Annotated in this window: 22 protein-coding genes, 1 tRNA gene and 1 riboswitch; of the genes, 16 read left to right on the top strand and 7 right to left on the bottom strand. The window is 70.1% G+C overall.

Annotated elements, in window-relative coordinates:
* Nucleotides 1-131: 131 nt before the first annotated feature.
* The 11 genes from ACFWPS_RS38415 to ACFWPS_RS38365 all read left to right on the top strand — a co-directional run bounded on the left by ACFWPS_RS38415 (nt 132) and on the right by ACFWPS_RS38365 (nt 13,061).
* Nucleotides 132-779: a SurA N-terminal domain-containing protein gene (locus tag ACFWPS_RS38415; RefSeq protein ID WP_383714301.1), complete on the top strand. Its 648-nt coding sequence runs from the start codon at nt 132-134 to the stop codon at nt 777-779.
* Between the two features lie 245 nt (nt 780-1,024).
* Nucleotides 1,025-1,960: a nucleoside triphosphate pyrophosphohydrolase gene (locus tag ACFWPS_RS38410; RefSeq protein WP_383714369.1), complete on the top strand. Its 936-nt coding sequence runs from the start codon at nt 1,025-1,027 to the stop codon at nt 1,958-1,960.
* Nucleotides 1,957-3,213: a cytochrome P450 gene (locus tag ACFWPS_RS38405; protein ID WP_383714298.1), complete on the top strand. Its 1,257-nt coding sequence runs from the start codon at nt 1,957-1,959 to the stop codon at nt 3,211-3,213. Before ACFWPS_RS38410 ends, ACFWPS_RS38405 begins: the two co-directional genes overlap by 4 nt.
* Nucleotides 3,214-3,420: 207 nt before the next feature.
* Nucleotides 3,421-4,404, top strand: coding sequence for a transglycosylase family protein (locus tag ACFWPS_RS38400; RefSeq protein ID WP_383714295.1), 984 nt, complete (start codon nt 3,421-3,423; stop codon nt 4,402-4,404).
* Between the two features lie 209 nt (nt 4,405-4,613).
* A riboswitch (cyclic di-AMP (ydaO/yuaA leader) is annotated at nt 4,614-4,788 on the top strand.
* A 4-nt stretch (nt 4,789-4,792) separates the two neighbouring features.
* Complete coding sequence (locus ACFWPS_RS38395; RefSeq protein WP_383714293.1) at nt 4,793-5,473, top strand: transglycosylase family protein; 681 nt, start codon at nt 4,793-4,795, stop codon at nt 5,471-5,473.
* Between the two features lie 378 nt (nt 5,474-5,851).
* Nucleotides 5,852-7,138 (top strand): phosphopyruvate hydratase, encoded by a 1,287-nt coding sequence (eno, locus tag ACFWPS_RS38390; RefSeq protein WP_089102262.1) that lies wholly within the window; start codon nt 5,852-5,854, stop codon nt 7,136-7,138.
* A 109-nt stretch (nt 7,139-7,247) separates the two neighbouring features.
* Nucleotides 7,248-7,724, top strand: coding sequence for a septum formation initiator family protein (locus tag ACFWPS_RS38385; protein WP_383714290.1), 477 nt, complete (start codon nt 7,248-7,250; stop codon nt 7,722-7,724).
* Between the two features lie 70 nt (nt 7,725-7,794).
* On the top strand, nt 7,795-8,313 hold the full coding sequence (locus ACFWPS_RS38380; RefSeq protein WP_383714288.1) for a DUF501 domain-containing protein: 519 nt from the start codon (nt 7,795-7,797) through the stop codon (nt 8,311-8,313).
* Between the two features lie 400 nt (nt 8,314-8,713).
* Entirely contained in the window at nt 8,714-9,661 is a 948-nt protein-coding gene (locus ACFWPS_RS38375; RefSeq protein WP_383714286.1) for an exopolyphosphatase, read from the top strand.
* A 468-nt stretch (nt 9,662-10,129) separates the two neighbouring features.
* A complete protein-coding gene (locus ACFWPS_RS38370; protein WP_089102266.1) occupies nt 10,130-11,509 on the top strand; it encodes an NAD(P)/FAD-dependent oxidoreductase in 1,380 nt (459 codons plus the stop codon).
* 253 nt (nt 11,510-11,762) lie between these two features.
* Nucleotides 11,763-13,061 carry a class I SAM-dependent methyltransferase gene (locus ACFWPS_RS38365; protein WP_383714283.1) on the top strand — a complete coding sequence of 433 codons (1,299 nt, stop codon included), beginning with the start codon at nt 11,763-11,765 and terminating at the stop codon, nt 13,059-13,061.
* A gap of 69 nt (nt 13,062-13,130) precedes the next feature.
* On the opposite strand, the gene ACFWPS_RS38360 is transcribed toward ACFWPS_RS38365, so the two are convergent.
* Both ACFWPS_RS38360 and ACFWPS_RS38355 read right to left on the bottom strand, forming a co-directional pair.
* Nucleotides 13,131-15,659, bottom strand: a complete 2,529-nt coding sequence (locus ACFWPS_RS38360; RefSeq protein WP_383714280.1) for an ABC transporter permease — start codon at nt 15,657-15,659, stop codon at nt 13,131-13,133.
* Nucleotides 15,659-16,432: an ABC transporter ATP-binding protein gene (locus ACFWPS_RS38355; protein WP_189268011.1), complete on the bottom strand. Its 774-nt coding sequence runs from the start codon at nt 16,430-16,432 to the stop codon at nt 15,659-15,661. Before ACFWPS_RS38355 ends, ACFWPS_RS38360 begins: the two co-directional genes overlap by 1 nt.
* A gap of 471 nt (nt 16,433-16,903) precedes the next feature.
* On the opposite strand from ACFWPS_RS38355, the gene ACFWPS_RS38350 reads away from it, so the two are divergent.
* Nucleotides 16,904-16,986, top strand: a tRNA-Leu gene (locus ACFWPS_RS38350).
* A gap of 245 nt (nt 16,987-17,231) precedes the next feature.
* Here the strand turns inward: ACFWPS_RS38350 and ACFWPS_RS38345 are convergent.
* The 5 genes from ACFWPS_RS38345 to ACFWPS_RS38325 all read right to left on the bottom strand — a co-directional run bounded on the left by ACFWPS_RS38345 (nt 17,232) and on the right by ACFWPS_RS38325 (nt 23,393).
* Nucleotides 17,232-17,780 carry a hypothetical protein gene (locus ACFWPS_RS38345; protein WP_383714277.1) on the bottom strand — a complete coding sequence of 183 codons (549 nt, stop codon included), beginning with the start codon at nt 17,778-17,780 and terminating at the stop codon, nt 17,232-17,234.
* Nucleotides 17,777-20,989, bottom strand: a complete 3,213-nt coding sequence (locus tag ACFWPS_RS38340) for a CHAT domain-containing protein (RefSeq protein WP_383714274.1) — start codon at nt 20,987-20,989, stop codon at nt 17,777-17,779. The genes ACFWPS_RS38345 and ACFWPS_RS38340 overlap by 4 nt, the downstream gene beginning before the upstream one ends.
* Nucleotides 20,990-20,993: 4 nt before the next feature.
* Complete coding sequence (locus tag ACFWPS_RS38335; RefSeq protein WP_383714271.1) at nt 20,994-22,121, bottom strand: tetratricopeptide repeat protein; 1,128 nt, start codon at nt 22,119-22,121, stop codon at nt 20,994-20,996.
* 462 nt (nt 22,122-22,583) lie between these two features.
* The gene (locus ACFWPS_RS38330; RefSeq protein ID WP_383714268.1) at nt 22,584-22,835 is read right to left on the bottom strand and encodes a hypothetical protein; all 252 of its coding nucleotides are present in this window, start codon (nt 22,833-22,835) and stop codon (nt 22,584-22,586) included.
* 153 nt (nt 22,836-22,988) lie between these two features.
* A complete protein-coding gene (locus ACFWPS_RS38325) occupies nt 22,989-23,393 on the bottom strand; it encodes a helix-turn-helix domain-containing protein (RefSeq protein WP_383714266.1) in 405 nt (134 codons plus the stop codon).
* Between the two features lie 230 nt (nt 23,394-23,623).
* Between ACFWPS_RS38325 and ACFWPS_RS38320 the strand changes: the two genes are divergently transcribed.
* The 4 genes from ACFWPS_RS38320 (at nt 23,624) to ACFWPS_RS38305 (ending at nt 26,869) form a co-directional block, all read left to right on the top strand.
* The gene (locus tag ACFWPS_RS38320; RefSeq protein ID WP_150134605.1) at nt 23,624-23,839 is read left to right on the top strand and encodes a hypothetical protein; all 216 of its coding nucleotides are present in this window, start codon (nt 23,624-23,626) and stop codon (nt 23,837-23,839) included.
* A gap of 75 nt (nt 23,840-23,914) precedes the next feature.
* A complete protein-coding gene (locus ACFWPS_RS38315) occupies nt 23,915-24,133 on the top strand; it encodes a hypothetical protein (RefSeq protein ID WP_189268007.1) in 219 nt (72 codons plus the stop codon).
* 101 nt (nt 24,134-24,234) lie between these two features.
* Nucleotides 24,235-26,142 (top strand): hypothetical protein, encoded by a 1,908-nt coding sequence (locus tag ACFWPS_RS38310; RefSeq protein WP_383714263.1) that lies wholly within the window; start codon nt 24,235-24,237, stop codon nt 26,140-26,142.
* A gap of 52 nt (nt 26,143-26,194) precedes the next feature.
* Entirely contained in the window at nt 26,195-26,869 is a 675-nt protein-coding gene (locus tag ACFWPS_RS38305; RefSeq protein WP_383714260.1) for a hypothetical protein, read from the top strand.
* Nucleotides 26,870-26,980: the final 111 nt, after the last annotated feature.

Here is a 26,980-nt window from a genome sequence, read left to right as displayed (position 1 = left end):
AGGGTGGTGCGGCGGTGCCGGATACGGCTGTGAATCGTTGGTCGAATGGGTTGGCCAGAGCTTGCCCACTGCCTACCATCGATCACCGCAAGACTTTGTGCACCGCCGCACAATCTCCTCGGGAGGCATCCTTGCACCGCCGCCGTCGCACCGCGCTCGTCCTCTCCGCCGCGATCGCCGCCGCGGCCCCCTTCCTCACCGCCTGCGGAAGCGACGCGCACCCGGGCGCTGCGGCCGTCGTGGGCGGCCAGCGGATCACCGTCTCGCAGCTGGAGAACCGCGTGAACGAGGTGCGCCAGGCCCAGCGCGCCGCGGTGCCGGACGAGACGCAGTACCAGCAGGTGCTGTCCGCCACCAGCAGCCTCACCCGAGACACCCTGTACAACATGGTCCTCGACCGGGTGCTGCACCGGGCCGCCCAGGACGCGGGCGTCAACGTCACCCGCAAGGAGGTCGAGGAGATGCGCTCCGGCCTCGAACAGCAGGCCGGCGGCTCCGCGGCGCTGCAGACCGCCTGGCTGCAGAAGTACGGCATCGCCCCCAAGCGTCTGGACGACAACCTCCGCTTCCAGGTGGAGGCCAAGAAGCTCGCCCAGGCGCTCGGCACCGACACCTCGCAGCCGGCCTTCTGGAAGGCTCTGGCCGGCGCCTCCAAGGAACTCCACGTGGACCTCAACCCGCGCTACGGCGCCTGGGACGTCCAGAAGAGCAGCCGGGTGGACGCCAAGACGCCGTGGGTACGGGAGGTCACGTCGGCCGGGACGCAGGTGTCGGCGTAGGAGGCCGCGCAGGGGAAGCCACTGGGGCAGGCCGCGGGGGGCAGGCCAGGGGGAGCCACCTCCGCGTCGGTCATACGATCACTTGATCACCCCCACCCTGTGGACAAACCGCGAGGTCGGCGGGGGCGGTGCGTTACGTTCGGAGCGTGAACACCACCAGGCCCGAACCCACCACCCCGGAACCCGCTCCGGAACCTGCACCGGAACCCGCTCCGACCTCCCGGCCCGACGCCGGCCGCGTCGTCCTGCTGACCACCAGCCACCGGGTCGCCCCCGGCCTGCTGTCCTGGCCCGCCTGGCAGGCGCTGCGCGCGGCGGACCGCGTGCTGTGCGCGGACGGCGCGCATCCGCAGCTGCCGTACCTGCGGGAGGCCGGGACGGCCGTGGACGAGGCCGCCCCCACCGCCCAGGAACTGGTCGACGCCTGCGCCGGCGGCCGGACGGTGGTGGTCGTCGCGGCGGGCGAGGGCGAGCCCGCCCTGACGGACGGCCTGGCCCGCCTGGCCGGCTCCGGCCGCGTCCGGATGCCCGAGCTGGAACTGCTCCCCGCCTCCTACGACCTGCCCGGTGCCCGCCTCCTCGACCTCGTCCAGGTCATGGACCGGATCCGCGCGGAGTGCCCCTGGTCGTCCCGGCAGACCCACAAGGGCCTCGCGAAGTACGGCATCGAGGAGGCGTACGAACTCGTCGAGGCGATCGAGGAGGGCGACCGCGACGAACTGCGGGAGGAACTGGGCGACGTGCTGCTCCAGGTCGTCTTCCACGCGCGGATCGCGGAGGAGGACCCGGACGCCCCCTTCTCGATCGACGACGTGGCGGGAGGCATCGTCGCGAAGCTCATCCACCGCCACCCGCACGTCTTCGGCGACGAGACCGCGGCGACGCCGGAGGAGGTCAAGGAGCACTGGCTGCGCACGAAGGCCATAGAGAAGCGGCGCGAGTCGGTGACGGACGGGATACCCCTGGCGCAGCCGGGTCTCGCGCTGGCGGCGAAGCTGGCCTCGCGGGTGCGGACGGCGGGGCTGGAGGTGCTGCTGCCGCAGGAGCAGGGCATCGGTTACGAGCTGCTCGCGCTGGCGGCCCGCGCGGAGGCGGAGGGCGTCGACCCGGAGGCGGCACTGCGGGCGGCGGCCCGGGCCTACCGGGACGCGGTGCGGGCGACGGAGGGAGTGGAGAAGTGACCGCGGCCGCCCCTGACCTCTTCACCTGGGAGTTCGCCGCCGACCCCTACCCCGCCTATGCCTGGCTGCGGGAGCACGAGCCCGTGCGGCGGACCAGGCTGCCCAGTGGGGTGGAGGCCTGGCTGGTCACGCGATACGGGGACGCCAAGCAGGCGCTGGCCGATCCGAGGCTCTCCAAGAACCCGGCGCATCACGACGAGCCCGCGCACGCCAAGGGGAAGACCGGCATCCCCGGGGAGCGCAAGGCCGAGTTGATGACGCACCTGCTGAACATCGATCCGCCCGACCACACCCGGCTGCGGCGGCTGGTGAGCAAGGCGTTCACACCGCGCCGGGTGGCCGAGTTCGCGCCGCGGGTGCAGGAGCTGACCGACCGGCTCATCGACGGGTTCGCGGCCTCCGGGTCCGCCGACCTCATCCACGAGTTCGCCTTCCCGCTCCCCATCTACGCCATCTGCGACCTGCTCGGCGTCCCGCGTGAGGACCAGGACGACTTCCGGGACTGGGCCGGCATGATGATCCGGCACGGGGGCGGGCCGCGGGGCGGGGTCGCGCGGTCGGTGAAGAAGATGCGGGGATACCTGGCCGAGCTGATCCACCGGAAGCGGCAGGCGCTGCCCGCCGAGCCGGCCCCCGGCGAGGACCTCATCTCCGGGCTCATCCGGGCCTCGGACCACGGTGAGCACCTCACCGAGAACGAGGCCGCGGCGATGGCGTTCATCCTGCTGTTCGCAGGGTTCGAGACCACCGTCAACCTGATCGGGAACGGGACGTACGCGCTGCTCACCCACCCCGAGCAGCGCGCCCGGCTGCAGGACTCCCTCGCCGCCGGCGAGCGCGGGCTGCTGGAGACCGGTGTCGAGGAACTGCTGCGCTACGACGGGCCGGTGGAGCTGGCCACCTGGCGGTTCGCCACCGAGCCGGTCGACATCGGCGGGCAGCACATCGCGCCCGGCGACCCGGTCCTGGTCGTCCTGGCCGCGGCGGACCGGGACCCGGAGCGGTTCGCCCGGCCGGACACCCTCGATCTCTCACGGCGGGACAACCAGCACCTCGGATACGGCCACGGCATCCACTACTGCCTCGGCGCCCCGCTCGCCCGCCTGGAGGGCCAGACCGCCCTCGCCACCCTCCTCACCCGCCTACCTGACCTGCGACTCGCGGCGGACGAAGGGGAGTTGCGGTGGCGCGGCGGGCTCATCATGCGCGGACTGCGCACGCTGCCCGTGGAGTTCACGCCCGCAGGTCGCTGAGCTCTTGCCGAAGCCCTGGAGTCCCTTGTCGAGCCCTTACCGGCCCGTACGGGCAAAACGTGACTAGCGTTCAAGTCTGTGATCTTCACGTGATCTGCGCGGCATTAACTTGTGACAAGTGATCGTCTGCCGATACGTTCACCCATCAGTGCGGCGCCCTGCGGGACCCGCCGCGCCGGTCACCGCTGTCGCTCGAAAGGTTTCCGCATGCTCTCCGGGAACGGTCGTCACCGTCGCCCCCGTCAGGCTCCGGCTCTTCTCGTCGCGGCCGGCGTGACCGGCTCCGCCATCGCCATCCCGCTCCTCGGTGCGGTGAGCGCCCACGCGGCCGACGGCTCCACCTGGGACCAGGTGGCCGAGTGCGAGAGCGGCGGCTCCTGGAGCGCCGACAACGGCACCGGCTACTACGGCGGCCTGCAGATGTCCCTGGACGACTGGAGCAAGTACGGGGGCCTGGACTACGCCGGTACGCCCGACCAGGCGAGCCGTTCGCAGCAGATAGCGGTCGCCGAGAAGATACTCGCCGACCAGGGCACCAAGCCCTGGCGGACCTGTGCGCTGCTCGCCGGGCTCTCGTCCGACGACGCCTCGGTGAACGTCGACACGGGACTCGACGACTCGGGTGATTCATCCGGTTCCTCCGACTCGTCGGACTCGTCCTCCGGGCTGTCGGATTCGTCTTCTTCCTCCTCCTCCGATTCCGGCTCCTCCTCGGGCGCCGCGGACTCCGGGGGTGACTCCGCCACTCCCTCCCCGAGTGCGAGCGGTGACTCCAAGACGGACACTCCCAGCAAATCCACCAAGACGGACAAGTCGGAATCTTCTGGCTCGGGTACCTCGAAGGCGAGTGGGAATCCCGTTGTCCCCGAGACCGACGACTCGGACAATTCGGGGCAGGCTGAAGGCTCTTGGAGTCTGGTCGACACGGGGGCCGTCAGCAGCGCCGGCAAGCATCGGGGCGGCTCGGCGGACGAAAGCGTGACAAACGGTCAGAGTGCCACCTCCTCCGGCCGCCACGCCTCCCATGACAGCGGCACCTACACCGTCCGCGCCGGCGACACCCTCGCCTCCATCGCCGACTCCCTTGACCTCGACGGCGGATGGCGTGCGCTCTATGCCGCGAACGAGGCGGCCATCGGTGCCGACCCCAACGACATCAGCGCCGGTCAGACCCTGAAACTCGGTAGCTAAACGGACGAAAGGTGGCGGGAGTTGGCGTCCCCTGGCCGCCCTGATTAGAAGTTAAATGTCCGGTTTGGTGAAAGTGTGGGATGAGTCTCAGAAGCCCTGATCATCTTTGAAATTCACCTGATGCCCTGTTTACGGTCAAGGCCGCTCGTCACCACGAGCCCCGGCCGTCGCAACGCCGAGTCCTGCCAGCGGCCGTCCGGGAACAGTCGACGCGTCAAGCGCCGTAGGCAGGAGCGGGGGACCCAAGGTAAGTGCCGGGACCGGTAGTCGAGACTGCCGATCCGGCTCGGGGTGAAGCCGCGCACCGACACACGGGTGTGCGGCCGGGCAACTCAACCGGCCCGAACCCGACAGCTCACCTCGCAGGCGTCGGTGAGGGGATCGATCCATGCTGTTTTCCGGCAAGGGCAAGCACCGTCGTCCGTCCAAGGCCGTCCGCGCCATCGCTGTCGCCGGTGTCACCGGCATCGCCGTCGCTGCCCCGCTGATGGCGGCCGGCAGCGCTTCCGCCGCCACCGCCTCCGAGTGGGACGCCGTCGCCCAGTGCGAGTCCGGCGGCAACTGGGCCATCAACACCGGCAACGGCTACTACGGCGGTCTGCAGTTCTCCGCCTCCACCTGGGCCGCGTACGGCGGCACGCAGTACGCCGCGCAGGCCAACCAGGCCACCAAGGCGCAGCAGATCCAGATCGCCGAGAAGGTGCTCGCCGCACAGGGCAAGGGTGCCTGGCCGGTCTGCGGCACGGGCCTGTCCAGCGCCGCCTACACCGGCAGCAGCGCCGGCTCCTCGTCGAGCAGCAGCGCCGGCACGACCACCCGGTCGACCGACACGCAGGCCGCCTCCCGCTCCGCCGAGCGTCCGGCCGCGACCAAGACCGTCACCACCCCGGCCGGCAAGAAGGTCAAGAAGGGCGACGGCGAGTACAAGGTCGTCAAGGGTGACACCCTCAGCTCGATCGCCGAGAAGCACAAGGTCAAGGGTGGCTGGCCGGCGCTGTTCAAGCTGAACAAGGACATCGTCGCCGACGCCGACTTCATCTACCCGGGTCAGCAGCTGCACCTGAAGTAGCAGGACGCGGGGCGGCCGCCGTAAGCACTGGAGGCGCCCAGCTGAACCACAGCGCCCACACAGCCGTGGTCCCCATAGTGGAGACCACGTGAGGGCCACCCCCGTCCCCACGGGCCCCCGCCTCGGTGCGTTTTCCCCCGTACGCACCGGGGCGGGGTTTCTCTTTGCCGTCACCTTCTTGGCCCGCTCTTCTCCCGTTCTTCATCGGGACCCCCTTTGTTCCGCACGTGAACAATGAGTACCGTCTGTGTGTCCACGGGTCGGTCGGTCGTGCCGGCCGACGGCCCTGGGACGGTTAGGCTCTAGTCGCAAGGCTGAGCAAGGGCCGGCAAGGCCCGCGTGCGCCCCGCACAACCAGCGTCACATCCCAAGAAGGAGATGCTCGTGCCGTCCATCGACGTCGTCGTAGCCCGGGAAATCCTGGACTCCCGAGGCAACCCCACGGTCGAGGTCGAGGTCGGCCTCGACGACGGCAGCACGGGTCGTGCCGCCGTTCCGTCCGGCGCCTCCACCGGTGCCTTCGAGGCCATCGAGCTCCGTGACGGTGACCCCAACCGCTACCTGGGCAAGGGTGTCGAGAAGGCCGTCCTCGCCGTCATCGAGCAGATCGGCCCGGAGCTGGTCGGCTACGACGCCACCGAGCAGCGCCTGATCGACCAGGCCATGTTCGACCTGGACGCCACCGACAACAAGGGCTCGCTCGGCGCCAACGCCATCCTCGGCGTCTCCCTCGCCGTCGCGCACGCCGCTTCCGAGGCGTCCGACCTCCCGCTGTTCCGCTACCTCGGTGGCCCGAACGCGCACCTGCTCCCCGTCCCGATGATGAACATCCTCAACGGCGGCTCGCACGCGGACTCCAACGTCGACATCCAGGAGTTCATGATCGCCCCGATCGGCGCGGAGTCCTTCTCCGAGGCGCTGCGCTGGGGTGCCGAGGTCTACCACACCCTCAAGAAGGTCCTGAAGTCGAAGGGCCTGGCCACCGGTCTCGGCGACGAGGGCGGCTTCGCGCCGAACCTGGAGTCCAACCGCGCCGCGCTCGACCTCATCCTGGAGGCGATCAAGCAGGCCGGTTACGTCCCCGGCGAGCAGATCGCCCTTGCGCTCGACGTCGCCGCGTCCGAGTTCTACAAGGACGGCAAGTACGAGTTCGAGGGCAAGTCCCGCTCGGCCGCCGAGATGACCGAGTACTACGAGGAGCTCGTCGCCGCGTACCCGCTGGTCTCCATCGAGGACCCGCTGTTCGAGGACGACTGGGCCGGCTGGAAGGTCCTCACCGACAAGCTGGGCGACAAGGTCCAGATCGTCGGCGACGACCTCTTCGTCACCAACCCGGAGCGCCTCGCCCGCGGCATCGAGGAGGGCACCGCCAACGCCCTGCTGGTGAAGGTGAACCAGATCGGTTCCCTGACCGAGACCCTGGACGCCGTCGAGCTCGCCCAGCGCAACGGCTTCAAGTGCATGATGTCGCACCGCTCCGGCGAGACCGAGGACGTCACCATCGCCGACCTCGCCGTCGCCACCAACTGCGGCCAGATCAAGACCGGCGCCCCGGCCCGCTCCGAGCGCGTCGCCAAGTACAACCAGCTGCTGCGCATCGAGGAGATCCTCGACGACGCGGCGGTGTACGCGGGCCGCAGCGCCTTCCCGCGCTTCAAGGGCTGAGCCTCACAGGGTTAAGGCTTAGCCAGTCGTACGTACGTCCCCGTACCCGGTCCCGTACCGTGTCCGGGGACGTACGCACGTACCAGGGTTGACCCAGGGAGGCGGGGACATGGCCGTGAAGGACCGGGACCGGTTCTCCACCGCGACCAGGCTCAAGCTGCTCGGCGAGCAGACCGCGGCCCGGGTCTACCGCTCCCAGACCAGGCGCCAGGCCCGCCGCTCCCGGCTCACCGGCCGTGCGGCGCTGCTCGCGATCGTGCTCTGCACGATGATCGTCGCGCTCGCCTATCCGATGCGGCAGTACGTCTCCCAGCGCGCCGAGATCTCCGAGCTCGAACGCCAGCAGCAGCAGGCCCGGCAGCGGGTCGAGCAGCTGCGGAACCTCAAGGCGCGGTGGCAGGACGACACGTACGCCGAGCAGCAGATCCGGCAGCGGCTGCACTATGTGATGCCGGGGGAGACCGGGTACGTCGTGATCGCCCCCGGTACCGCCAAGCAGGCGCACGCCTACCTCGGGGCGGCCGACCGGCCCTGGTACGCGAACGTCTGGGACGGCGTCGACAAGTCCGACGCGTCCGACCAGTGAGCAGCAGAGCAGCGGCGCAGTAACGCCGCAGAGCAGCAGAGCAGCAGAGCAGCAGAGCAGAAAGACAGGCATGGAAACGGCTCCTCCCTCCACTCCGCGTACCGAGCCGACCGACGCGGACGTCGAGGCCTTCAAGCAGCAGCTCGGGCGGCCGCCGCGCGGACTGCGGGCGATCGCGCACCGGTGCCCGTGCGGGCAGCCGGATGTCGTGGAGACCGCACCGCGGCTGCCGGACGGGACGCCGTTCCCGACGCTGTACTACCTGACGTGCCCGAAGGCCGCGTCCGCGATCGGCACCCTTGAGGCCAACGGCGTGATGAAGGAGATGACGGCGCGGCTGGAGAGCGATCCGGAGCTGGCGGCGGCGTACCGGGCCGCGCACGAGGACTACATCCGGCGCCGGGACGAGATCGAGGAGCTGACGGGCTTTCCGAGCGCCGGGGGGATGCCGGACCGGGTGAAGTGCCTGCACGTGCTGGTGGCCCACTCGCTGGCCGCCGGACCCGGCGTGAACCCGCTCGGCGACGAGGCGATCGCCATGCTGCCGGAGTGGTGGGCCAAGGGCGCCTGCGTAGTCACCGGCGACTGACGACCCTCCAGGGGGCTCCGCCCCCTGGCCCCCCAAGACCTTCGCCCACCCACCACCCGACTCGGTCGATTGAATAGGTGCCGACTCGACTCGGTAGTCAGGGCAGGTGCCGATCCGGCTCGGCCGTTGGAGCAGGTGCCGATCTGGCTCGGTTGATTGAATAGGTGCCGACCTGGCTCGGTCGATGGGGCAGGTGTCGCTCCGGCTCGGTCGATGGAGCAGGTGTCGACCCGGCTCGGTCGATTGAATAGGTGCCGGCCTGGTTCGGTCGTTGGAGCAGGGTGCCTACCTGACCCGGCCCGGTCGGTTGCATGGTTGCCGGCAGGGCTCGGTCGATTCGCCGGTTGTCGGCGCGGCTCGGTCGGCCGAGCCGCCACGAACAGACAAGGAACCCACCGCCATGACCCGCGTCGCCGCCATCGATTGCGGTACCAACTCCATTCGGCTGCTCGTCGCCGATGCCGACCCGGAGACGGGGGAGCTCGTCGATCTGGACCGGCGGATGGTGATCGTGCGGCTCGGGCAGGGGGTCGACCGGACCGGGCGGCTCGCGCCGGAGGCGCTGGCACGGACCTTCGCGGCCTGCCGGGAGTACGCGGCGGTCATCAAGGAGTACGGCGCGGACCGGCTGCGGTTCGTGGCCACCTCCGCGTCCCGCGACGCCGAGAACCGGGACGACTTCGTGCGCGGCGTGCTCGACATCCTCGGCGTCGAGCCCGAGGTCATCAGCGGCGACCAGGAGGCCGAGTTCTCCTTCACCGGCGCGACGAAGGAGCTGGCGGGACGCGACGACCTCGCCAAGCCGTTCCTCGTCGTGGACATCGGCGGCGGCTCGACCGAGTTCGTCGTCGGGGACGAGCACGTGCGGGCCGCGCGCTCCGTGGACGTCGGCTGTGTGCGGATGACCGAGCGGCACCTCGTGCACGAGGGTCATGTCAGCGACCCGCCCACCGAGGCGGAGATCGCTGCGATGCGGGCCGACATCGAGCGTGCCCTCGACCTCGCCGAGCAGACCGTCCCGCTGCGCGAGGCGCACACCCTGGTCGGCCTCGCCGGGTCCGTCACCACGCTCTCCGCCATCCACCAGGACCTGCCGGAGTACGACTCCGCCGCCATCCACCACTCCCGCATCCCCTACCCCCGGGTCCGGGAGATCACCGAGTGGCTGCTGCGGTCGACGCACGCCGAGCGGGCGGCCGTACCCTCCATGCACCCCGGCCGCGTCGACGTCATCGGGGCCGGCGCCCTCGTCCTCCAGTCGATCATGGAACGGGTGGGTGCGACGGAGGTCGTGGTGAGCGAGCACGACATCCTCGACGGCATCGCCTGGTCCGTCGCCCAGAGCTGACTCCCGTCGCCCGGAGGTGACTTCCGGCGTCGGGAGGTGACTTCCGGCGCCTCGGATGAGCACGTGAAACGACGGGTGAGCACCCGGAACGGCAGGTGACACGCCGTGCCACGACACCCCGCCGGGAAACTTCGTGAAGTTCTTCACAAGGAATTCGGTGCAGGTGAGGGGTCCAAGGGGCCCCATTGGCCCGTTCGGGGGCCGAACGGGCCCTTGAGCGTGCTCAGGAGGGCGTCCAGGGGGTGTTCCGGGAGGTGCTCTTGAGGGTGACATCGGGTGCCCTCACGGTGCCCCCGGAAGCCTGGAGAGGCAGCTCACGCGGCATTGACAACGGGTCGTATCGGAAGTGGGTTCCCGCTGTTGACCATGACCTGCGTCACGTGAGCGGCGGAGTGTAGCACGGGCCCTGTGGAAGCTTGTGAAGGGGCGCACGAGCGGCCCCCCTGGGGCGGGTGGATACTCGATGCCATGAGCACCACGGAGCGTCCCAGGATCCTCGTAGTAGGCGGTGGGTACGTAGGCCTGTACGCAGCTCGGCGCATTCTCAAGAAGATGCGCTACGGCGAGGCGACCGTCACGGTCGTCGACCCCCGGTCGTACATGACCTACCAGCCCTTCCTCCCCGAAGCCGCCGCCGGCAGCATCTCCCCTCGGCATGTCGTCGTCCCGTTGCGACGCGTGCTGCCGAAGGCGGAGGTCCTCACCGGCCGGGTCACCACCATCGACCAGGACCGCAAGGTCGCCACGATCGCGCCGCTGGTGGGCGAGTCGTACGAGCTGCCTTTCGACTACCTGGTGATCGCCCTCGGCGCGGTCTCCCGCACCTTCCCGATCCCCGGCCTCGCCGAGCAGGGCATCGGCATGAAGGGCATCGAGGAGTCCATCGGGCTGCGCAACCACGTCCTGGAGCAGCTGGACAAGGCCGACTCCACGACCGACGAGGAGATCCGCCGCAAGGCGCTCACCTTCGTCTTCATCGGCGGTGGCTTCGCGGGCGCGGAGACCATCGGTGAGGTCGAGGACATGGCCCGCGACGCGGCCAAGTACTACAAGAACGTGTCCCGCGAGGACATGCGCTTCGTCCTCGTCGACGCCGCCGACAAGATCCTGCCCGAGGTCGGCCCCAAGCTCGGCCTGTACGGCAAGGAGCACCTGGAGAGCCGCGGTGTGGAGATCTACCTCTCCACCTCGATGGACTCCTGCGTCGACGGGCACGTCGTGCTGAAGAACGGCCTCGAGGTCGACTCCAACACGATCGTCTGGACGGCGGGTGTGAAGCCGAACCCGGCGCTGGCCCGCTTCGGCCTGCCGCTCGGCCCCCGCGGTCACGTGGACACCGCGCCGACCCTCCAGGTGCAGGGCACCGACTACATCTGGGCCGCGGGCGACAACGCCCAGGTGCCGGACGTCGCCGCCCGCAAGGCCGGTGTGGAGAACGCCTGGTGCCCGCCGAACGCGCAGCACGCGCTGCGTCAGGCCAAGGTTCTCGGCGACAACGTGGTCTCCGGCATGCGGGGCTTCCCGCAGAAGGAGTACAGCCACGCCAACAAGGGCGCGGTCGCCGGTCTGGGTCTGCACAAGGGCGTCGCGATGATCGTCCTGGGCAAGACGAAGATCAAGGTCAAGGGCCGTCTCGCCTGGTACATGCACCGCGGCTACCACGGTCTGGCCATGCCGACCTGGAACCGCAAGATCCGCATCTTCGCCGACTGGACCCTCGGCATGTTCCTCAAGCGCGAGGTCGTGTCCCTGGGTGCCATGGAGAACCCCCGCGAGGAGTTCTACGAGGCCGCCAAGCCTGCGCCGGTCGCCGCCCCGAAGGCCGAGGAGAAGGCCAAGGCCTCCTGACCCCGGTCAACGGTCGCTGAACCATCCGAAGGGCCTCCCGCCATCCGTGGTGCGGGAGGTCCTTCGGCGTTTTCGGGCGCGGGGGCAACAGGGCGGCAACGGGCGGGCAGTAGAACTGGGAGCAGTGCCGGGCAGTGCGTGGTGCATACAACGGTTTTGCCCAGTCGTAACTCCTTTGCGGGACTGTGCTGCTGCCCTCACGGTGTTTACGTGGTAACCGGCATCCGGGATAGACGTCTTGGAGGTGTGCGCCATGGCCGACGCCGCGTCGCGGCTGAGGAGTGTTGCCGAGCAGGTACTGGGAGTTCCGCTCCCGGTGCGGCTGCGGGCCTGGGACGGATCGCAGGCCGGACCGCCAAACGCGCCGACGCTGGTCGTGCGCAACCGCCGCGCCCTGCGCCGCATCTTGTTCAAGCCGGGCGAACTGGGCCTGGCCCGCGCCTGGGTCGCCGGGGACCTGGACATCGAGGGCGACCTCTACAGCGCCCTCGCCGCGATCTCCGGTCTGATCTGGGAACGCGGGGAGGACGGCCGTACGGTCCTCCAGGCCCTGCGCGAGCCCGCCGTACGGGCCGCCGTGGGCGAGCTGCTGAAGCTCGCAGGGCCGCCCGTTCCGCCCGCCCCGCCCCGCGAGGAGGTGCGCAGACGGAGCCACCTGCACACCCGCCACAGCGACAGGCGGGCCATCAGCCACCACTACGACGTGGGGAACGACTTCTACGAGATCGTCCTCGGGCCGTCGATGGTGTACTCGTGCGCATACTGGGGCGCCGTCGAAAACGCGGACACGCTGGAGACCGCCCAGCGCGACAAGCTCGAACTCGTCTGCGCCAAGCTCGGCCTGACCCCCGGTCGGCGGCTGCTCGACGTCGGCTGCGGCTGGGGCTCCATGGCGATCCACGCGGCCCGCGAGCACGGCGTGAGCGTCGTCGGGGTGACCCTCTCCCAGGAGCAGGCCGCGTACGCCCGTAAACGGGTCGCCGACGAGGGTCTGACGGACCGGGTGGAGATCAGGGTCCAGGACTACCGGGACGTCCGGGACGGGCCGTACGACGCCGTCTCGTCGATCGGGATGGCGGAGCACGTGGGGGCCGACCGGTACCTGGAGTACGCGGAGAACCTGTACGGGCTGCTGAAGCCCGGCGGGCGGCTGCTCAACCACCAGATCGCACGGCGGCCGCAGCGGGACGAGTCGACGTACCACGTGGACGGGTTCATCGACGCCTACGTCTTCCCGGACGGCGAGCTCGCCCCGATCGGCACCACCGTCACCCAGCTGGAGCGGGCCGGGTTCGAGGTGCGGGACGTGGAGTCGATCCGTGAGCACTACGCCCGCACCCTGCGCCAGTGGGTGGTCAACCTGGAGGCCGAGTGGCCGCGGGCCATGCGGCTGGCCGGCCCCGGCCGGGCCCGCGTCTGGCGGCTGTACATGGCCGCCTCCGCCCTCGGCTTCGAACACAACCGCATCGGCGTCAACCAGGTGCTGGCCGTCCGGACCCCGGAGTCGGGTGCCTCCGGGCTGCCGCTGCGCACCCGCACCTGGAACAGCTGACGGCACCCGAAAGGGGCCCCACGCTCGCTGTGGGGCCCCTTCGCCGTACCTGCTGCCGCGCGCCGCCCGCTACTCGGACTTGATCGCCGCCAGCACGTTCAGCTTCGCCGCGCGGCGGGCCGGCCACAGGGCCGCCAGGACGCCGACCGTGGCGGCCAGGAGGAGGAAGACCGCCATCCGGGTCCAGGGCAGCACCAGTTCGTACGTCGGCATCTTCGCGCCGACCAGCTGACCGGCCGCCCAGCCGAAGAACACGCCCAGGCCGATGCCCAGCACCCCGCCGAAGAGGGAGATGACCAGGGACTCCAGGCGGACCATCCGCTTGACCGCCTTGCGGTCCAGGCCGATCGCGCGGAGCATGCCGATCTCCTGGGACCGTTCGAACACCGACATGGCCAGGGTGTTGATGACCCCGAGGACCGCGACGATCACCGCCATCGCGAGCAGGCCGTAGACCATGTTCAGGATCAGCGTGAACGCCTGCGCGATGGAGTTCGACAGGTCCTGCTTGTCCTGGACCTTGATCGCCGGGTTGGAGCCGAGGGCCTTCTCCAGCTTGTCCTTGGTCGCGCTCGACGCCCCGTCCGCCGTCTTGACCATGACCTGCATGTCGGCGGGGTCGGTCTCGTGCGGGGTGAGGACGGCGCTGTCGAGCATGATGCCGCGGATGAGCTGGTTGCCCTCGTAGACCGCGGCGACCGTCAGCCGCTGTGCCTTCCCGTCCTCGTAGTGCACGGTGAAGCCGGAACCGGCCTTCCAGCCGTGCGACTTGGCCGTGTCGTCGTCCACGACGACGTCCGAGCCGCCGACCCTGAAGGTGCCGCTGTCCACCGTGAGGTCGGTCAGCTTCCCGATCGCCGAGCCGTTGACGCCGGTCAGGAACTCGGTCTTGCCGTCGATTCGGGAGGCCGCGTTGCTCAGCGGGCTGGAGGCGGTGACGCCGTCGGTGGCCGCGACCTTCTTGGCGACGCCGGGGGAGAGGGCGTTGCCGTTGGCCATCGAGACCACGTAGTCCGCGCGGATCGCCGCGCTCGCCATCTTGTCGATGGACTTCTGCAGACTGCCCGCCATCACCGTCATGCCGGTGATCAGGGTCAGGCCGATCATCAGCGCGGACGCGGTGGCGGCGGTACGGCGCGGGTTGCGCACCGAGTTCTGGCGGGCGAGCTTGCCGGCCACGCCGAACCCGCGCAGCAGCGGGGCCGCGGCCGCGATCAGCGGACGGGAGAGCAGCGGGGTGAGCACGAAGACACCGACGATGAGGAGGACGGCGCCCAGACCCATCGGCGCCTGGCCGTCGGAGCCGCTCATCGTGGTCGCCGCCAGGATCACCGTCACGCCCGCCGCCGAGAACAGTGCGCCGACCGTGTTGCGCAGCACCAGCGACTTGGTGGTCGGGGCGGAGTGCAGGGCGCTCATCGCGGCGACCGGCGGGATCTTCGCGGCCCGGCGGCCGGGCAGCCAGGCGGCCAGCATGGTGATGACGACGCCGACGGCGAGCGCGGCCGCGACCGTGCCGGCGGTGACGACCAGCGGGCCGTCCGGGACGGTCGCGCCGATCGAGCCCAGCAGCGAGCGCAGTCCGGCGCCGATGCCGATACCGGCGACCAGACCGGTCACGCCGGCCACCGCGCCGACCACGAACGCCTCGATCAGCACCGAGCGGGTGACCTGACGGCGGGAGGCGCCGACCGCCCGCAGCAGCGCGAGCTCCTTGGTGCGCTGGGCGACCAGCATGGTGAAGGTGTTGGCGATGATGAACGTGCCGACGAACAGGGCGATGCCGGCGAAGACCAGCAGACCCGAGCGCAGGCCGCTCATGCCCGCGGAGATGGCCTTCGCCTGGTCGTCGGCGAGCTTGTGGCCGGTGGTGGTCTCGACGAGCTTCTTCGGCAGGGCCTGGTCCAGCTGGGACTTGAGGGCGGTCTGGCCGGTACCGGACTTCGCGGTCACGTCGATCTCGTCGTACGCGCCCTTCTTGCCGAACAGCTGCTGCGCGGTCGCCGTGTCGAACAGGGCGAGGCTGCCGCCGGCCGCCACGTTGCCGTCGTCGGTGGTGAAGATGCCGGCGACGGTGGGGGTGAGGACCGGGCCGTCGACGGAGATGCGCACCGTGTCGCCGACCTTGTAGCCGGCCCGCCCGGCGGTCCTGGAGTCGATCAGCACCTCGTTCTTCCCGCTCGGCGCGTGGCCGCTGACCAGCGGGTAACGGGTGTCCTTGGCGCCCCAGTAGTTGCCGCCCTCGGACTGCCAGCCGCCGCCGATCAGCTTGCCGTCCTTGTCGGCGATCGCGGTGAAGCCGGAGACGACGCCGGTGGCGGTGGCGGCCCCGGGGACCTTCGCCGCCTTGTCGAGCAGGGCCTGGGTGAGGTCGGGCGTCTTGCCGAGCGTGTCGCCCTCGGAGTCCTGGTACCTGGCCTGGACGGCCACGTCGACGCCCTCGAAGCCCTTGGCGGAGCTGTTCTGGAAGGCGTCCGAGATGGTGTTGGTGAAGACCAGGGTGCCGGAGACGAACGCGACGCCGAGCATGACGGCGAGCACGGTCATCAGCAGCCGGGCCTTGTGCGCGAGTACGTTGCGCAGGGCGGTGCGGAACATCAGCTGGTACGGCCCTTCGCGTCGAACTGCTTCATGAAGTCGAGCACGGTCTCCGCGGTCGGCCGGTACATCTCGTCGACGATCCGGCCGTCCGCGAGGAAGACGACACGGTCCGCGTACGACGCCGCCACCGGGTCGTGGGTGACCATGACGACGGTCTGGCCGAGCTCCCGCACCGAGTTGCGCAGGAAGCCCAGCACCTCGGCGCCGGAGCGGGAGTCGAGGTTTCCGGTCGGCTCGTCGCCGAAGATGATCTCCGGCCGGGAGGCGAGGGCGCGGGCCACGGCGACGCGCTGCTGCTGGCCGCCGGAGAGCTGCGAGGGCCGGTGGCCGAGCCGGTCCCGCAGCCCGACCATCTGGATGACGGAGTCCAGCCACTGCTTGTCCGGTTTCCGCCCCGCGATGTCCATCGGGAGCGTGATGTTCTCCAGGGCGGTCAGCGTCGGCAGCAGGTTGAACGCCTGGAAGATGAAGCCGATCTTGTCCCGGCGCAGCTTGGTCAGCTGCTTGTCCTTGAGGGAGCCCAGCTCGGTGTCGCCGATCCGCACGGAACCGGAGGAGAAGGTGTCGAGGCCCGCCACGCAGTGCATCAGCGTGGACTTGCCGGAGCCGGACGGCCCCATGATCGCGGTGAACTCGGCCTGCCGGAACTCGACGGTGACCCGGTCCAGGGCGACCACCTGGGTCTCGCCCTGGCCGTAGATCTTCGAGAGGTCCGTGGCACGTGCGGCCACGGAGGTGGTCCGCCGGTCGGCGATGGGTGTGGTGGACACGGAAGGGTGCTCCTGTCGGGACGACGGCTTCATGGGGACTGCACCATCGTCCCGGCCGTACGGGCCCGTGTAGTCAGCCGCAGTTCCGGTTCCGGGGGCGACTCGGGTCGGACCGCGGGGGCGCCGAGTCATACCTGGGGATGACGGCCGACCCCGAGGCCGGCCGGACCATCCGCCCGGACCCGGCCGACGCCCCCGGCGATCCGGAACCTGACGTTCCTGATGATCCGGAATCGGGCGTTCCCATTCGTCGAGAACGGGTGGAGCCCCCTTGTTCGGACGGTGAAATTCCGTCATTCCGTGTACGCGGTCACCCACCGCGCGTAACGCTATTGGCAAGTGCGGATGGCTCGTTCCGGGGGCTGATGCTCCCTCAGACGTCAATAAAATAAGACAACATCGGGTCGCCCGTCCGCTGTTCGGGGGACGCCTCCCGATAGGGTCGGAATCTCGTAGCGGAGCCCATGGCCTGCCCGGATGGTGGAATGCAGACACGGCGAGCTTAAACCTCGCTGCCCCTCGCGGGCGTACCGGTTCAAGTCCGGTTCCGGGCACTTCCCGCAAAAGAGCACCTGACCTGCCAAAGCGGCCGGAAGGTGCTCATTCTCTTTCGTGTCGCGGGGACACGGCGAGATCACGGGTCCATACCGTGCCGATTCGGCATCAGGTCCCCCCGCGAGAACAAACACGAGCACCTCAAGGTGCCTGTACCGCCCGCCAGCGGCGGTGACCTGCGGGCTGTGTACGCTCCGAAGCGTGTTGCGAGACGGCGGAGGGCCAACACGACAGGGGGCATGGCTTACCGGGGTGCATTCTCCTGGTCTGAGCCGGGCGTTGACGGATCGACAGAGGTGGGGAGCCCGAGCACTGCGCCCAGTGCGGTCGCGATCTCCCTGAGGGTTTGGCCGTCTGTGGCCTGTTTGTCGATCGTGAAGTCCACCTCGGTCTTGCCGCCCTTGCGACGGATGCGGAGTACCACCTTCGTCTGCAGCCAGGTGATCAGGAGGGCAAGGACCGCCGTGGCAGCCAGCGCCGCCTCGACGCTCATCTGCTCGTCCTCCGGGGGCTCCGCGAGGAGTCCTGCGGTCAGTGTGTGGGTGATGGCGTCGTCGTTGAGTGCCACGAGCGCCCTCCGCGCCGCCGCCAGTGCGACGTCCTGGGACGGAAGGAGGTCGTCTGGAGAGGCATTCGGGATGTCCGCCTGCGCGAGCAGGGACGACAGCACGTGTCGTGCTTCCGCCTCGCTCTGGACGACAGTCGGCCTGCCGCCCTGCAGGTCCTCTGCCAGGTACTGGACGGCCAGGAGCGTGCTGCGGTCGTCGAGTTGGTCGATAGGATTCACGGTCATCTCCAGTCTCCTACGAGCGTGAACGGCGCCCAGTGGTAGGGATGGGCCAGCCAGGGCTGGTCGTCGCGGCCGAGCATCCAGTGCTGCGTCTGCCGTAACAGCTGCCACAGCGGCAGACCGGGGTGCCGGTGCCGCTCCTGGTACAGGCGCGTCAGGAAGACGTGCGAGCTGTGCTGGTCGACGTTCCACATCGGGGCGATGATGCCGACGGCGCCTGCGTGCAGGAAAGCCCGCACCAGCCCGCTGAACTCGTCACCGGTGTTCTCCCGGCCGAGGCTTCCCGCCGAGCACGCGCGCAGCACCAGCAGCTGGAGCGGGGTGCGGACGTCTGCGAGGTCACGCACTGTCAGCATCTGTTCGCGGCGTTGGGCCACGGACAGGCGTCGGACATCCTTGCTCGGCCTCGCACCGCCCCGGGCGAGCAGCAGTCCGGAGTCGAGTGGGTCGCTCCGGTCGAAGTGGCCGTGGCAGGTCAGATGGGCCACATCGGCTTCGGCGAGGCCGGCCAGGACGGCAGCCCGCGTGGCATCGGTGCCCGAGACCGAGCGCACCGGCCAGCCCGCGGCGGTGAGCAGGGAGTCGTCGTGCTCGAACAGGGCGTGGTCATTGTCCTCCCGGGCGGCCACGCCGGCGACGAACGCGTTCGCGTCAGGGCGGTCGCCGGTCCGCCCGCGCGCCATGACCTGCGCCAGGGTGCTCAGGCTCGGGCAGTACGCGGTCGCCACGCTGTCGATCAGACGGGCGCCGCCGCCGGTGGGCAAGGCGTGCACCGGGAGGAGGTGCAGCGGCCCGTGCGGGGCGATGCCTACCAAGGGCAGCCCGGAGATGTGTGCCGTGAACGACAGGAGTTCGGGCCCGACGGCGTCGAGGAAGGCGAGGCTGCGGCGTTCGGGATGCCTGCCCCGCAGGGGCGCCACCGGGGGAAAGGCGGTCGGGTCGCCGTTGAAGGCCAGGCGCAGCTGATCCACTACGCGGGCCAGCTGTCCGTCCGCCACGGCCATCCGGTGGATCCGCAGTCGCTCGTCGTCCGACCGTAGTACGAAACAGGTGGTCTCGTCGCGGCCGACGAAATACGACACGAGGGCCATGCCGCCGTCCGGTGCGTACCGTCTGAGCAGATCCCGGGCGCGGGGCAGATCGACGGGCTGGGCGCGGCGAAGACGAACGTACTCCGGTGCGAAGGGGTACACCTTCTCCCAGATCTCCGTCAGTTCCGCGTGGACCTCCTCAAGACGAGTGAAACGTGTGCGGCCGGACCGGGTGCCGGGAACCCATTGCGCCTGCTGCAGTCGGCGTTCGGCAACGAGGAGATCCGCTTCGCGGCGCAGCAGTGAGGGCGGTACCCCCGTGGGGGCGGGTACGGTTCCCCGGGACAGGTCGCCGAGGAAACTGCGCGACTTCGCCTCCTCGTGCAGATCGAAGGCGAGGGCGTCGCGGTCTCGGGCGTCAGGCAGTGCCAGGGGCGCGTCGGAGTGAGCCAGTAGATGGATGAGCAGGTCGTAGATGCGCAGGTGCGGGGCCAGGATCTCGCTTCGGCGCTGCGCGACCCGGGTCTGGTCCACCTGTTCGTCGAGCGCGTTCCGGGCGTGCCACAGCAGATCGAACGCCTCCTGGCACCCGTCGGGCTCGGTCGCGAGCAACTCGGCGAGCTTGCTCCGCTCCCGGATCGCGGCGGAGCTCTGCGAGGCGAACTCCTCGGCCCGCGCGAGCAGTTCGCGCCGCAGGGCGATCGCCCGGGTGCGCCGGCCGGTGGCGGCCTGGTGGTCGGCGAGGACGGCTGCCAGTTTGTCGTACGACCATGAGTTTCCACTCGCTGCAGACTGTCTGAGCGCGGCGCGCAGCGTGGACAGGTACTCGTCCGGCAGGGAACGGTCCGGCCGCACCACTCGCGGGAGGAAGTGAGTCAGTCCCGTCAGCGCATCGGTGCCGTACCGCATGTGCTCCAGCGCTGCCCGGTACAGGACGTCCGTGCCGTCATTGTCTTCCGAGCCCTTCTCCGTGTCGCCGAGGCCGAAGAGGCTCATCGCCTCGCTGACCCCGGCGCCCTCTGGCCCGACACCGCCACGGCAATTCATCGCCGCGACGTACTGGGCCCGCGCCGCGGCCTTGTCCCCCTTGGCGAGCAGGGCGGCTCCGAGGCGGTTGTGAGCGTCGGCGAGCCGCAGGGGGTCTGCCCACAGCCGGGCGCGCAGCAGTGCTGTCTCCGCCGCGCGTACCGCTTCGCGGTGCCGTCCCGCCTTGCTCAGGGCGCCGGAGGCCGAGAACCGCGCCTGCAGTTCGCGGTGTTGGTCGCCCAGGGCAAGGGCCATGTGGACAGCCGTCTCGTGATCGGCGACTGCGACGTCGTATTCCTCCGCGTCCTCATGAAGCGTGCCACGCAGGTGCAGCGCGCGGAGTTCGTGCTCCGGAAGCGGTCCCGGCTGCCGGGCGTCGAAGTCGACACCGCCCAGGGCGGCCAAGGCTTCGCCGGTGCGGCCGGCCGTGCGCAGACAGCGGGCGAGTGCGTATCGTCCGACCACGTCCCGGCTCGCGTCGTCGCGGTCCAGCGCGCAGGTGTACGCCTCGATCGCGGTATCCAGGTCTCCCACGGAGTGGCAGGAGACGGCCAGGTAGAAGTACGCGCCGCGGCGCGCCTCACCGTCCGCCACGTGCCCGAGCCCCTCGCGCGCCCGCGCGATGTGCCGCTGGGCGTGGACGATGCGGCCCGCTCTCCGGCTGACGGCCGCCCACAGCAGCCGGGCCACCTCCCGGTCTGCGAAGTCACCGGCCGCGAAACCGACCGCCACCACCGCCATCACATGCTTGTCGCTGCGCGGCTGGGCACCGGTGCCGAACACCAGCTGATGCGCCAGGGAGAACCCGTGACTGCCGAACAGCTCGCGATGGCCGCGGGCGGAGAGGAACATGTCGAGCAGGGACGGCAGTGTGACCGCGTGGTCGATCCAGGCATCGAGCGAGTCGATGTGCCACACCTCGGGTGCGAGGAAGCCGTAGGCGCGTACTGCCTTTTCGATGACCGGACGGAGGTACGCCAGGAGTCGGGCCTCGGCGACACGGCCCGTCAGGGTGCACTCCTCTTCCCGAGCGGCCAGTTCGCGGAGTACCCCGCCTCCGTCGAAGGGCACCGCGCGACGCAGCAGAGCCTCGATCTCGTCCAAGTCCTGGGCCGCCACAGCCGCACGGACCAGCGCGGCCTCCTTGGTCTCCATGCGGTCAGCGCCGTCGTTCACTCAGATGCACAAGCATCTCTTCGACGTCTCGCCGCTCTTCGGCGCTGGATGCCTTCTGGTAGGCGGCCGTGAGATGTCGCCGGCCTTGCGCCTCGTCCTGGCCCCAGAAGACCTGCGCGAGGTTGAAGTGCTCCGCATGCGACAGGTCGGTCCGGGCGTCCTGCAGTTCGGCCAGCGCCATGGCCTGGGCCACGTTGCCGTTGACGTGCTCGGCGAACATCAGCAAGCCCCGGTACTCCCGGTTTTCCGGCGCCTGCCGCACGATGGCCCGCAACTCGGTGAGCGCGGCCTCGGTTTCCGGACCTCTGGTGATGGTGAGCTCGAACAGTGCCGTGGCCCGGGCACGCATGGTCTTGAAGTGGTGCGCCGCGTCCTGATCGCTCACCGTGAACGCGCGCAGTACCGCCGAGTTCGGCTCCACGGCTTCCAACTCGCGCAGCACCACATCGCACCGGTCGTCGTTCAGCAGCGCGTACACGTGGGCCAGTCTCTCCAGGGCCTCGACATGGCGCGGCTCGACGGCGCGCACCGCCTCCAGGACGGCGGCCGCCTCCGCAAGGGTCTCCGTCGAGGAGTCATGACGTGACCTCAGCAACGCGGTTGCCAGCTGAACCCGGTCGTTCGCAGTGCCCTCACCGTGAGCGAGACGCTCACGCAGCATGCCGACGCGTAACCGGGTCAGCCTCACCTGATCGTCCCGCCAGCGCACCCACGCGGCGAGTTCGTCGCGCCTGCGCTGCACCGCCCGACGGATCTGCTCCTGGTCCGCGCCGGTGAGGCGGACCTGACCGGCGTCGACCAGCGCCGCCGTTCGGTCCAGCGTGGCCGCCGCCAGGTCGACCTGACCGACGCGAACGTAAGCCACTGCGAGGTTCAGCCGGAACTCGAGGCGATCGGGAGCGCGCTCGATGGCCGAGCGGAAGGCCGCGATCGCCTCGTCCATGCGCCCGGCGGACGCCAGCCCCACCGCAAGCAGATGCACCGCGGAAGGTAATCCGGTGGAGGCTTCGGCGGACAGCGAAGCCAGAATGCGGTCGAGTTCCTCGGGGACGGCGTGATCGACCTGGCCCAGCAGCCGGAGGTTCTCCTGGGTGCGATCCCGATCGTCCATGAGCCACATCAGATCAAGCCCTGGTTCGGACACCCCGGCCCCCTCGACGAACCTCACATCGGGCAACTGCAACAGCCGAGTCAGGTGTCGTCCGGGGCTGCGGATGACCCCAGCCGAGCGGGCGCTTCCTGGTCGCTCCGTTGCGTCGTTTAGCAACTCTATCGGCTGGTGGACACCGGAGATCCATAAATACGTCGTTTCGTGCACCTGCCTGTGAGCTGGCACGTCGGCTTCCTCGAGACCGTGCGCGCACACGGTGATGTGCGTCGGCAGGCCGCGACTTCGGACGGGGGCGAGGGCCCGTAGGTGCCCCAGAACGTCTTCCGCTCATCGGACTTGGCCGTGACCATGCGGACGGTCAGATGTCCCAGCTCGGACGGAAGGTCCTCCAGGGGGCTTCTCCGGCTGCCGGTTCAAGTCCGATTCCGGGCACTTCCCGCGTCTTTCGTGGGCGGCGTCGACTCACCCCTCGTAGACGGTCAGGACCGCCCCGTCGGCCTCGATGCGGCGGCCCGCGCGCATGCCGTTGCGGCGCAGGGTGCGCAGGCACTCCTCGAAGAGGGCGAGTTCGCCCGGGTCCAGGATGGCGGCGGCCAGGTCCAGGAGCTCGGTCACCGAGGCGTCGGTCAGCACCTCGGGCAGTTCCCCGGACAGCAGGACGACGGACTCACCGTCGGGTTTCCGGACCACGGCCGTTGCGGGTCCGCCGTGCACGAACAACACATCTTCCCCCTGAGAGCCCGTGGTCGTGCGGCTCTCGCGGCCCGGGCAGATCGAGAGACTAGCCCTGGATCTTCACGGTTTCGTGCGGAGTCGGATTCTTTTTCCGACTTGACGGAAGAACGTCCGGGAGTGGTCCGGCCCCGGTCACTTGTCCCCGGCGGGGCGGGAGGAACGGTCCAGCAGGGACTCGACGAGCGCGGTGACGTGCCGGCGGTCGTCGGCCGACAGCTTCTGGACACTCGCGATGAGCAGTGCGACCTCCGGGTCGGCGGCGCCGGCGGTGCGGCCCTGGTCCGCGGCCGGCGAGGTGTCGTACACGTGGATCCCGCAGGCCTCGGCGGCGGCGCGGCGCACCGCCTCCAGCGGGAGTTCCAGCCCCTTGGCCAGGCCCTCCAGGGTGGTCGCCTGGGGCATCCGGACCACGCGGTCGGTGGTGGCCAGGTGGTGCACGGTGGAGCGGGGGATGCCGCCGCGCCGCGCCACGTCGCCGTAGGACCAGCCCTTGCGGTCGAGGTGCTCACGGATCAACTGCTGCAGTGCGTTGGCCACTGACCGTCACTTCCTGCTCGCCACCTGCGGAGTCCGCCATGTCGCGGCCGATTCTACGGGCGGGTCGGCGATAGGCCGAGAGGGTGATTTTCAGAAGGGGTTGCGCGGCGGGTTCCCGAGGGCCTAGTGTCCAATCTCGTTGGACAGCACGTCCGACCAGATTGGACAGAGTCCGGGGGGAACCTGACTCGGTCCGATCGGAAATGTCTATCCCTGAGGGGGAAAAGATCATGATGGACGCCCATGAGCTCGAGGCCGAGTCCGCGGAGCTGCTGCCGGGTCGTGAGGCCCTGGGCCGGCTGAAGTTCGGCTTCGGCAAGACGGTCAACGTCACCAAGCACGTCGCGAACATCAGCGCCCACAACGAGTCCGCCGCGCTGAACGACCACTCGTCGTGGTCGGTGGCCGACTCCGGCGCCGGTCAGACCATCAGCGTCACCCAGTAGCACCGCCCTGGCGCACGGCGCCGGCACCGAGATCGACCTCAACCTCATCGCACACGAAACGAAGGGACATCCGTCATGAGCATGGACATGAACGAGCTGGAGAACGAGTCCGCCGAGCTGCTGCCGGGCCGTGAGGCCCTCGGCCGCCTGAAGTTCAGCTTCGGCAAGACGGTCAACGTCACCAAGCACATCGCGAACATCGACGCGTCCAACCAGTCCGCCGCGCTGAACGACCACTCCGCCTGGTCGTCCGCCGAGTCGTCGGCCGCGCAGACGATCAGCGTCACCCAGTAGTTCCCAGGGGCGCCACCGCCGTCGCCCCGGCGGTGGCGCCCCCGGCTGTCGGGGGGGAAACACCGGGCGGAACACCATGGGGACTCGGGGGGAGACCACATATGACGGTGCTCGGAGACGGGGCCGCCGCACTGTATGACACGGGCCCGGTGCCCGGACCCGGCGGCTGGCCGGTGACCTACGAGCAGGTGGCGACGGGCACCCTGCCGGTCGTCGACCAGCCGCCGCCGGCCCCGAGGCTGAGCGCGGGGCTGCGGCTGCACGGTGAGTACCAGGGGTCGGGTTTCACCGAGCCCAAGTACATCGCCCGTCGGGGGGACGGGCAGGTCGTGCAGCTGTCCAGGCTGCTGTACCTGGTGGCGTCGTCGGTCGACGGCGTCCGCGATGCCGAGGCCATCGCGCACCGGGTCAGCGCCCGCTTCGGTCGCGAGGTCAGCGGGGAGAACATCCGCTTCCTCGTCGAGAAGAAGCTGGAACCGCTGGGTGTGACGGTCCCGGAGGGCCAGGAGGACGACGAGGTCGACGCCCCGCGCTCCGACCTGCTGCTCGCCCTCAAGGGCCACCGGGTGATCTTCAACGAACGGCGTACGGCGAAGATCGCGCGTTCGCTGGCGTGGCTGCACCGGCCGGCCGCGGTCGCGCTGGTGCTGGGCTCGGCCGTCGCCATGGACGTCTGGCTGTTCGGGTTCTTCGGGGCGATCGAGCCCGTCCTGGAGGTGCTCGACCAGCCGGTCCTGATCCTCGTCGTCTTCGTGCTCACCGTGGCCTCCCTCGTCTTCCACGAGTTCGGACACGCCTCCGCGTGCAGATACGGCGGAGCCCGCCCCGGCTGCATCGGGTGCGGGCTCTTCCTCATCTGGCCCTCGATGTACACCGACGTCACCGACGTCTACCGGATCGGGCGGGCCGGCCGGCTCCGCACCGACCTGGGCGGCGTCTACTTCAACGTCGTCTTCATGCTGGCCATGGTCGGCGCCTACTTCGCCACCGGGGCACAGTTCTTCCTGGCCACGGTGTATCTCGGGCACTTCGAGATCATGGAACAGCTGATGCCGGCCGTACGGCTGGACGGCTACTACATCCTCGGCGACCTGGCCGGGGTCCCGGACCTGTACGGCAAGATCAAGCCGATCCTGCTGGGCCTGGTACCGGGGCCGAGGGGGGACCGGGCCCGCCAGGAGGTCGCCGGGCTGAAGAAGTCGGCGCGGGCCATCGTCGCCACCTGGGTGCTCACGATGGTCCCGCTGATCATCGGCGAACTCGGGTACGCGCTGTGGAACCTGCCGCGGATCCTCACCACGATGACCCGCTCGCTGACCGAGCAACTCCTCGGCACCGGCTCGGCCTTCGTGGACGGGAAGATAGTCGAGGGCCTGGTCGGGACGATCGGCTGCGTGATGCTGCTGTGCCCGATGGCCGGTGTCGTCTATCTGTCCGTGAAGATCGGCGGCCGCATCATCCGGGCCGCGAAACGTTCCACGGCGGGCCGCCCCCGGCTTCGGCTGGCCATCTGCGCCCTCGCCCTCGCCGGGCTCACCGGGCTCAGCTACGCCTGGATGTCCGGGGTGACCCCGAAGCCGCTGCCCAAGCAGCCGCCGATCGCACCGATCCTCCAGCCGGGGGTGCCGACCGAGGAACCGCCGCCGGCGCGGCAGGCCTCGACCCCGGACGGGCCGAAGGACTCCGGTGCGCCCTCGGACACCGTGTCCGGCGTGCCGGCCGCCTCGGCCGGGGCGAGCGCCGCGCCCTCGGCCGGGGCGGCGTCGCCGGGCGCGTCCGCCTCGGCGTCGCCCTCCGCCTCGGTGTCGGGCCGTCCCGGGCAGGGCGCCAGCGCATCGCAGGCGCCGACCAGCGCGGGACCGGTCACCGAACCGGTGTCCTCGCCGCCGGCGAGCGTGCCGGAGTCCCCGACGCCCACCCCGTCGGAGAGCGTCCCGGTGTCCCCGACACCCAGCCCGTCCCCGCCGCCGGCCAGCGACCCGCCGAGCCCGGCACCGGTCACGTCCTGACGAGCGGCGGCCAACCACTTACCGCAGCAGCACCGGAGCACAGGAGCACTCCATGAGCAGTCACCGAAAAACCCGTACCACCCCAGGTCCGCTCACCCGGCGGGCCGTCCGGATCGGCCTGTTCGCCGCCGGGGTCGCCGGGGCGGCCACCGCCGTACCCGCGCAGGCGGCCACCGCCGCCCCGCACGCCGCGGTCGTCTCCGACCACGTCTTCAGCCACGCCGACCGCGGGCACCACACCCAGGCCAGGGACTCCTTCACGGTCCGCCAGTTCGGCACGGTGAACGCCACCGGCGTGCGCAACCAGGCCAACGCCGTCTCGGCCGGCTGCTCGGCGGACGACCACTGCCGCTCGGTGGCCCTCTCCTTCCAGATCGTCACGGTCGCCGGGGAGCACACCCACCTGAACGCCGTGAACCTCAGCGACGCCGCCAACAAGGAGTGCACGGGCTGTCAGACCCTCGCCGGGGCCTACCAGTTCGTGGTCTCCACGCCGACCGCGCTGCGTTTCGACGACGCCACCCGCGGCAAGCTCGACGACATCCACCGCCGGCTCGACGAGCTGACCCGTTCCACCCTGCCCGCCGCCGATCTGCGCACGAAGGCCGACGGGCTCGCCGCCGAGGTCACCGCCGTCCTGCACGACGCGGTCGCGAACGCGCCGAAGGGCGACCCGCAGAAGGACGTCACCCTCCACCGCCACCTGGACGGCTGGCCGGGCCACTGACCCGTCCGACCCCGTGCACAGGCCGCCGGGCCCGCGGCCCCCACCCCCGGGCCCCGCGGCCGGCCGCGGGCCATGAACCCCGTCCCGACACCCCCCTCCAATGTAACGGGG

The sequence above is a fragment of the Streptomyces sp. NPDC058457 genome (genome assembly GCF_042720695.1).
Lineage (GTDB): Bacteria > Actinomycetota > Actinomycetes > Streptomycetales > Streptomycetaceae > Streptomyces.
The sequence above is the reverse complement of the archived record's forward strand: the minus strand, read 5'-3'. Positions and strand labels throughout refer to the sequence as shown.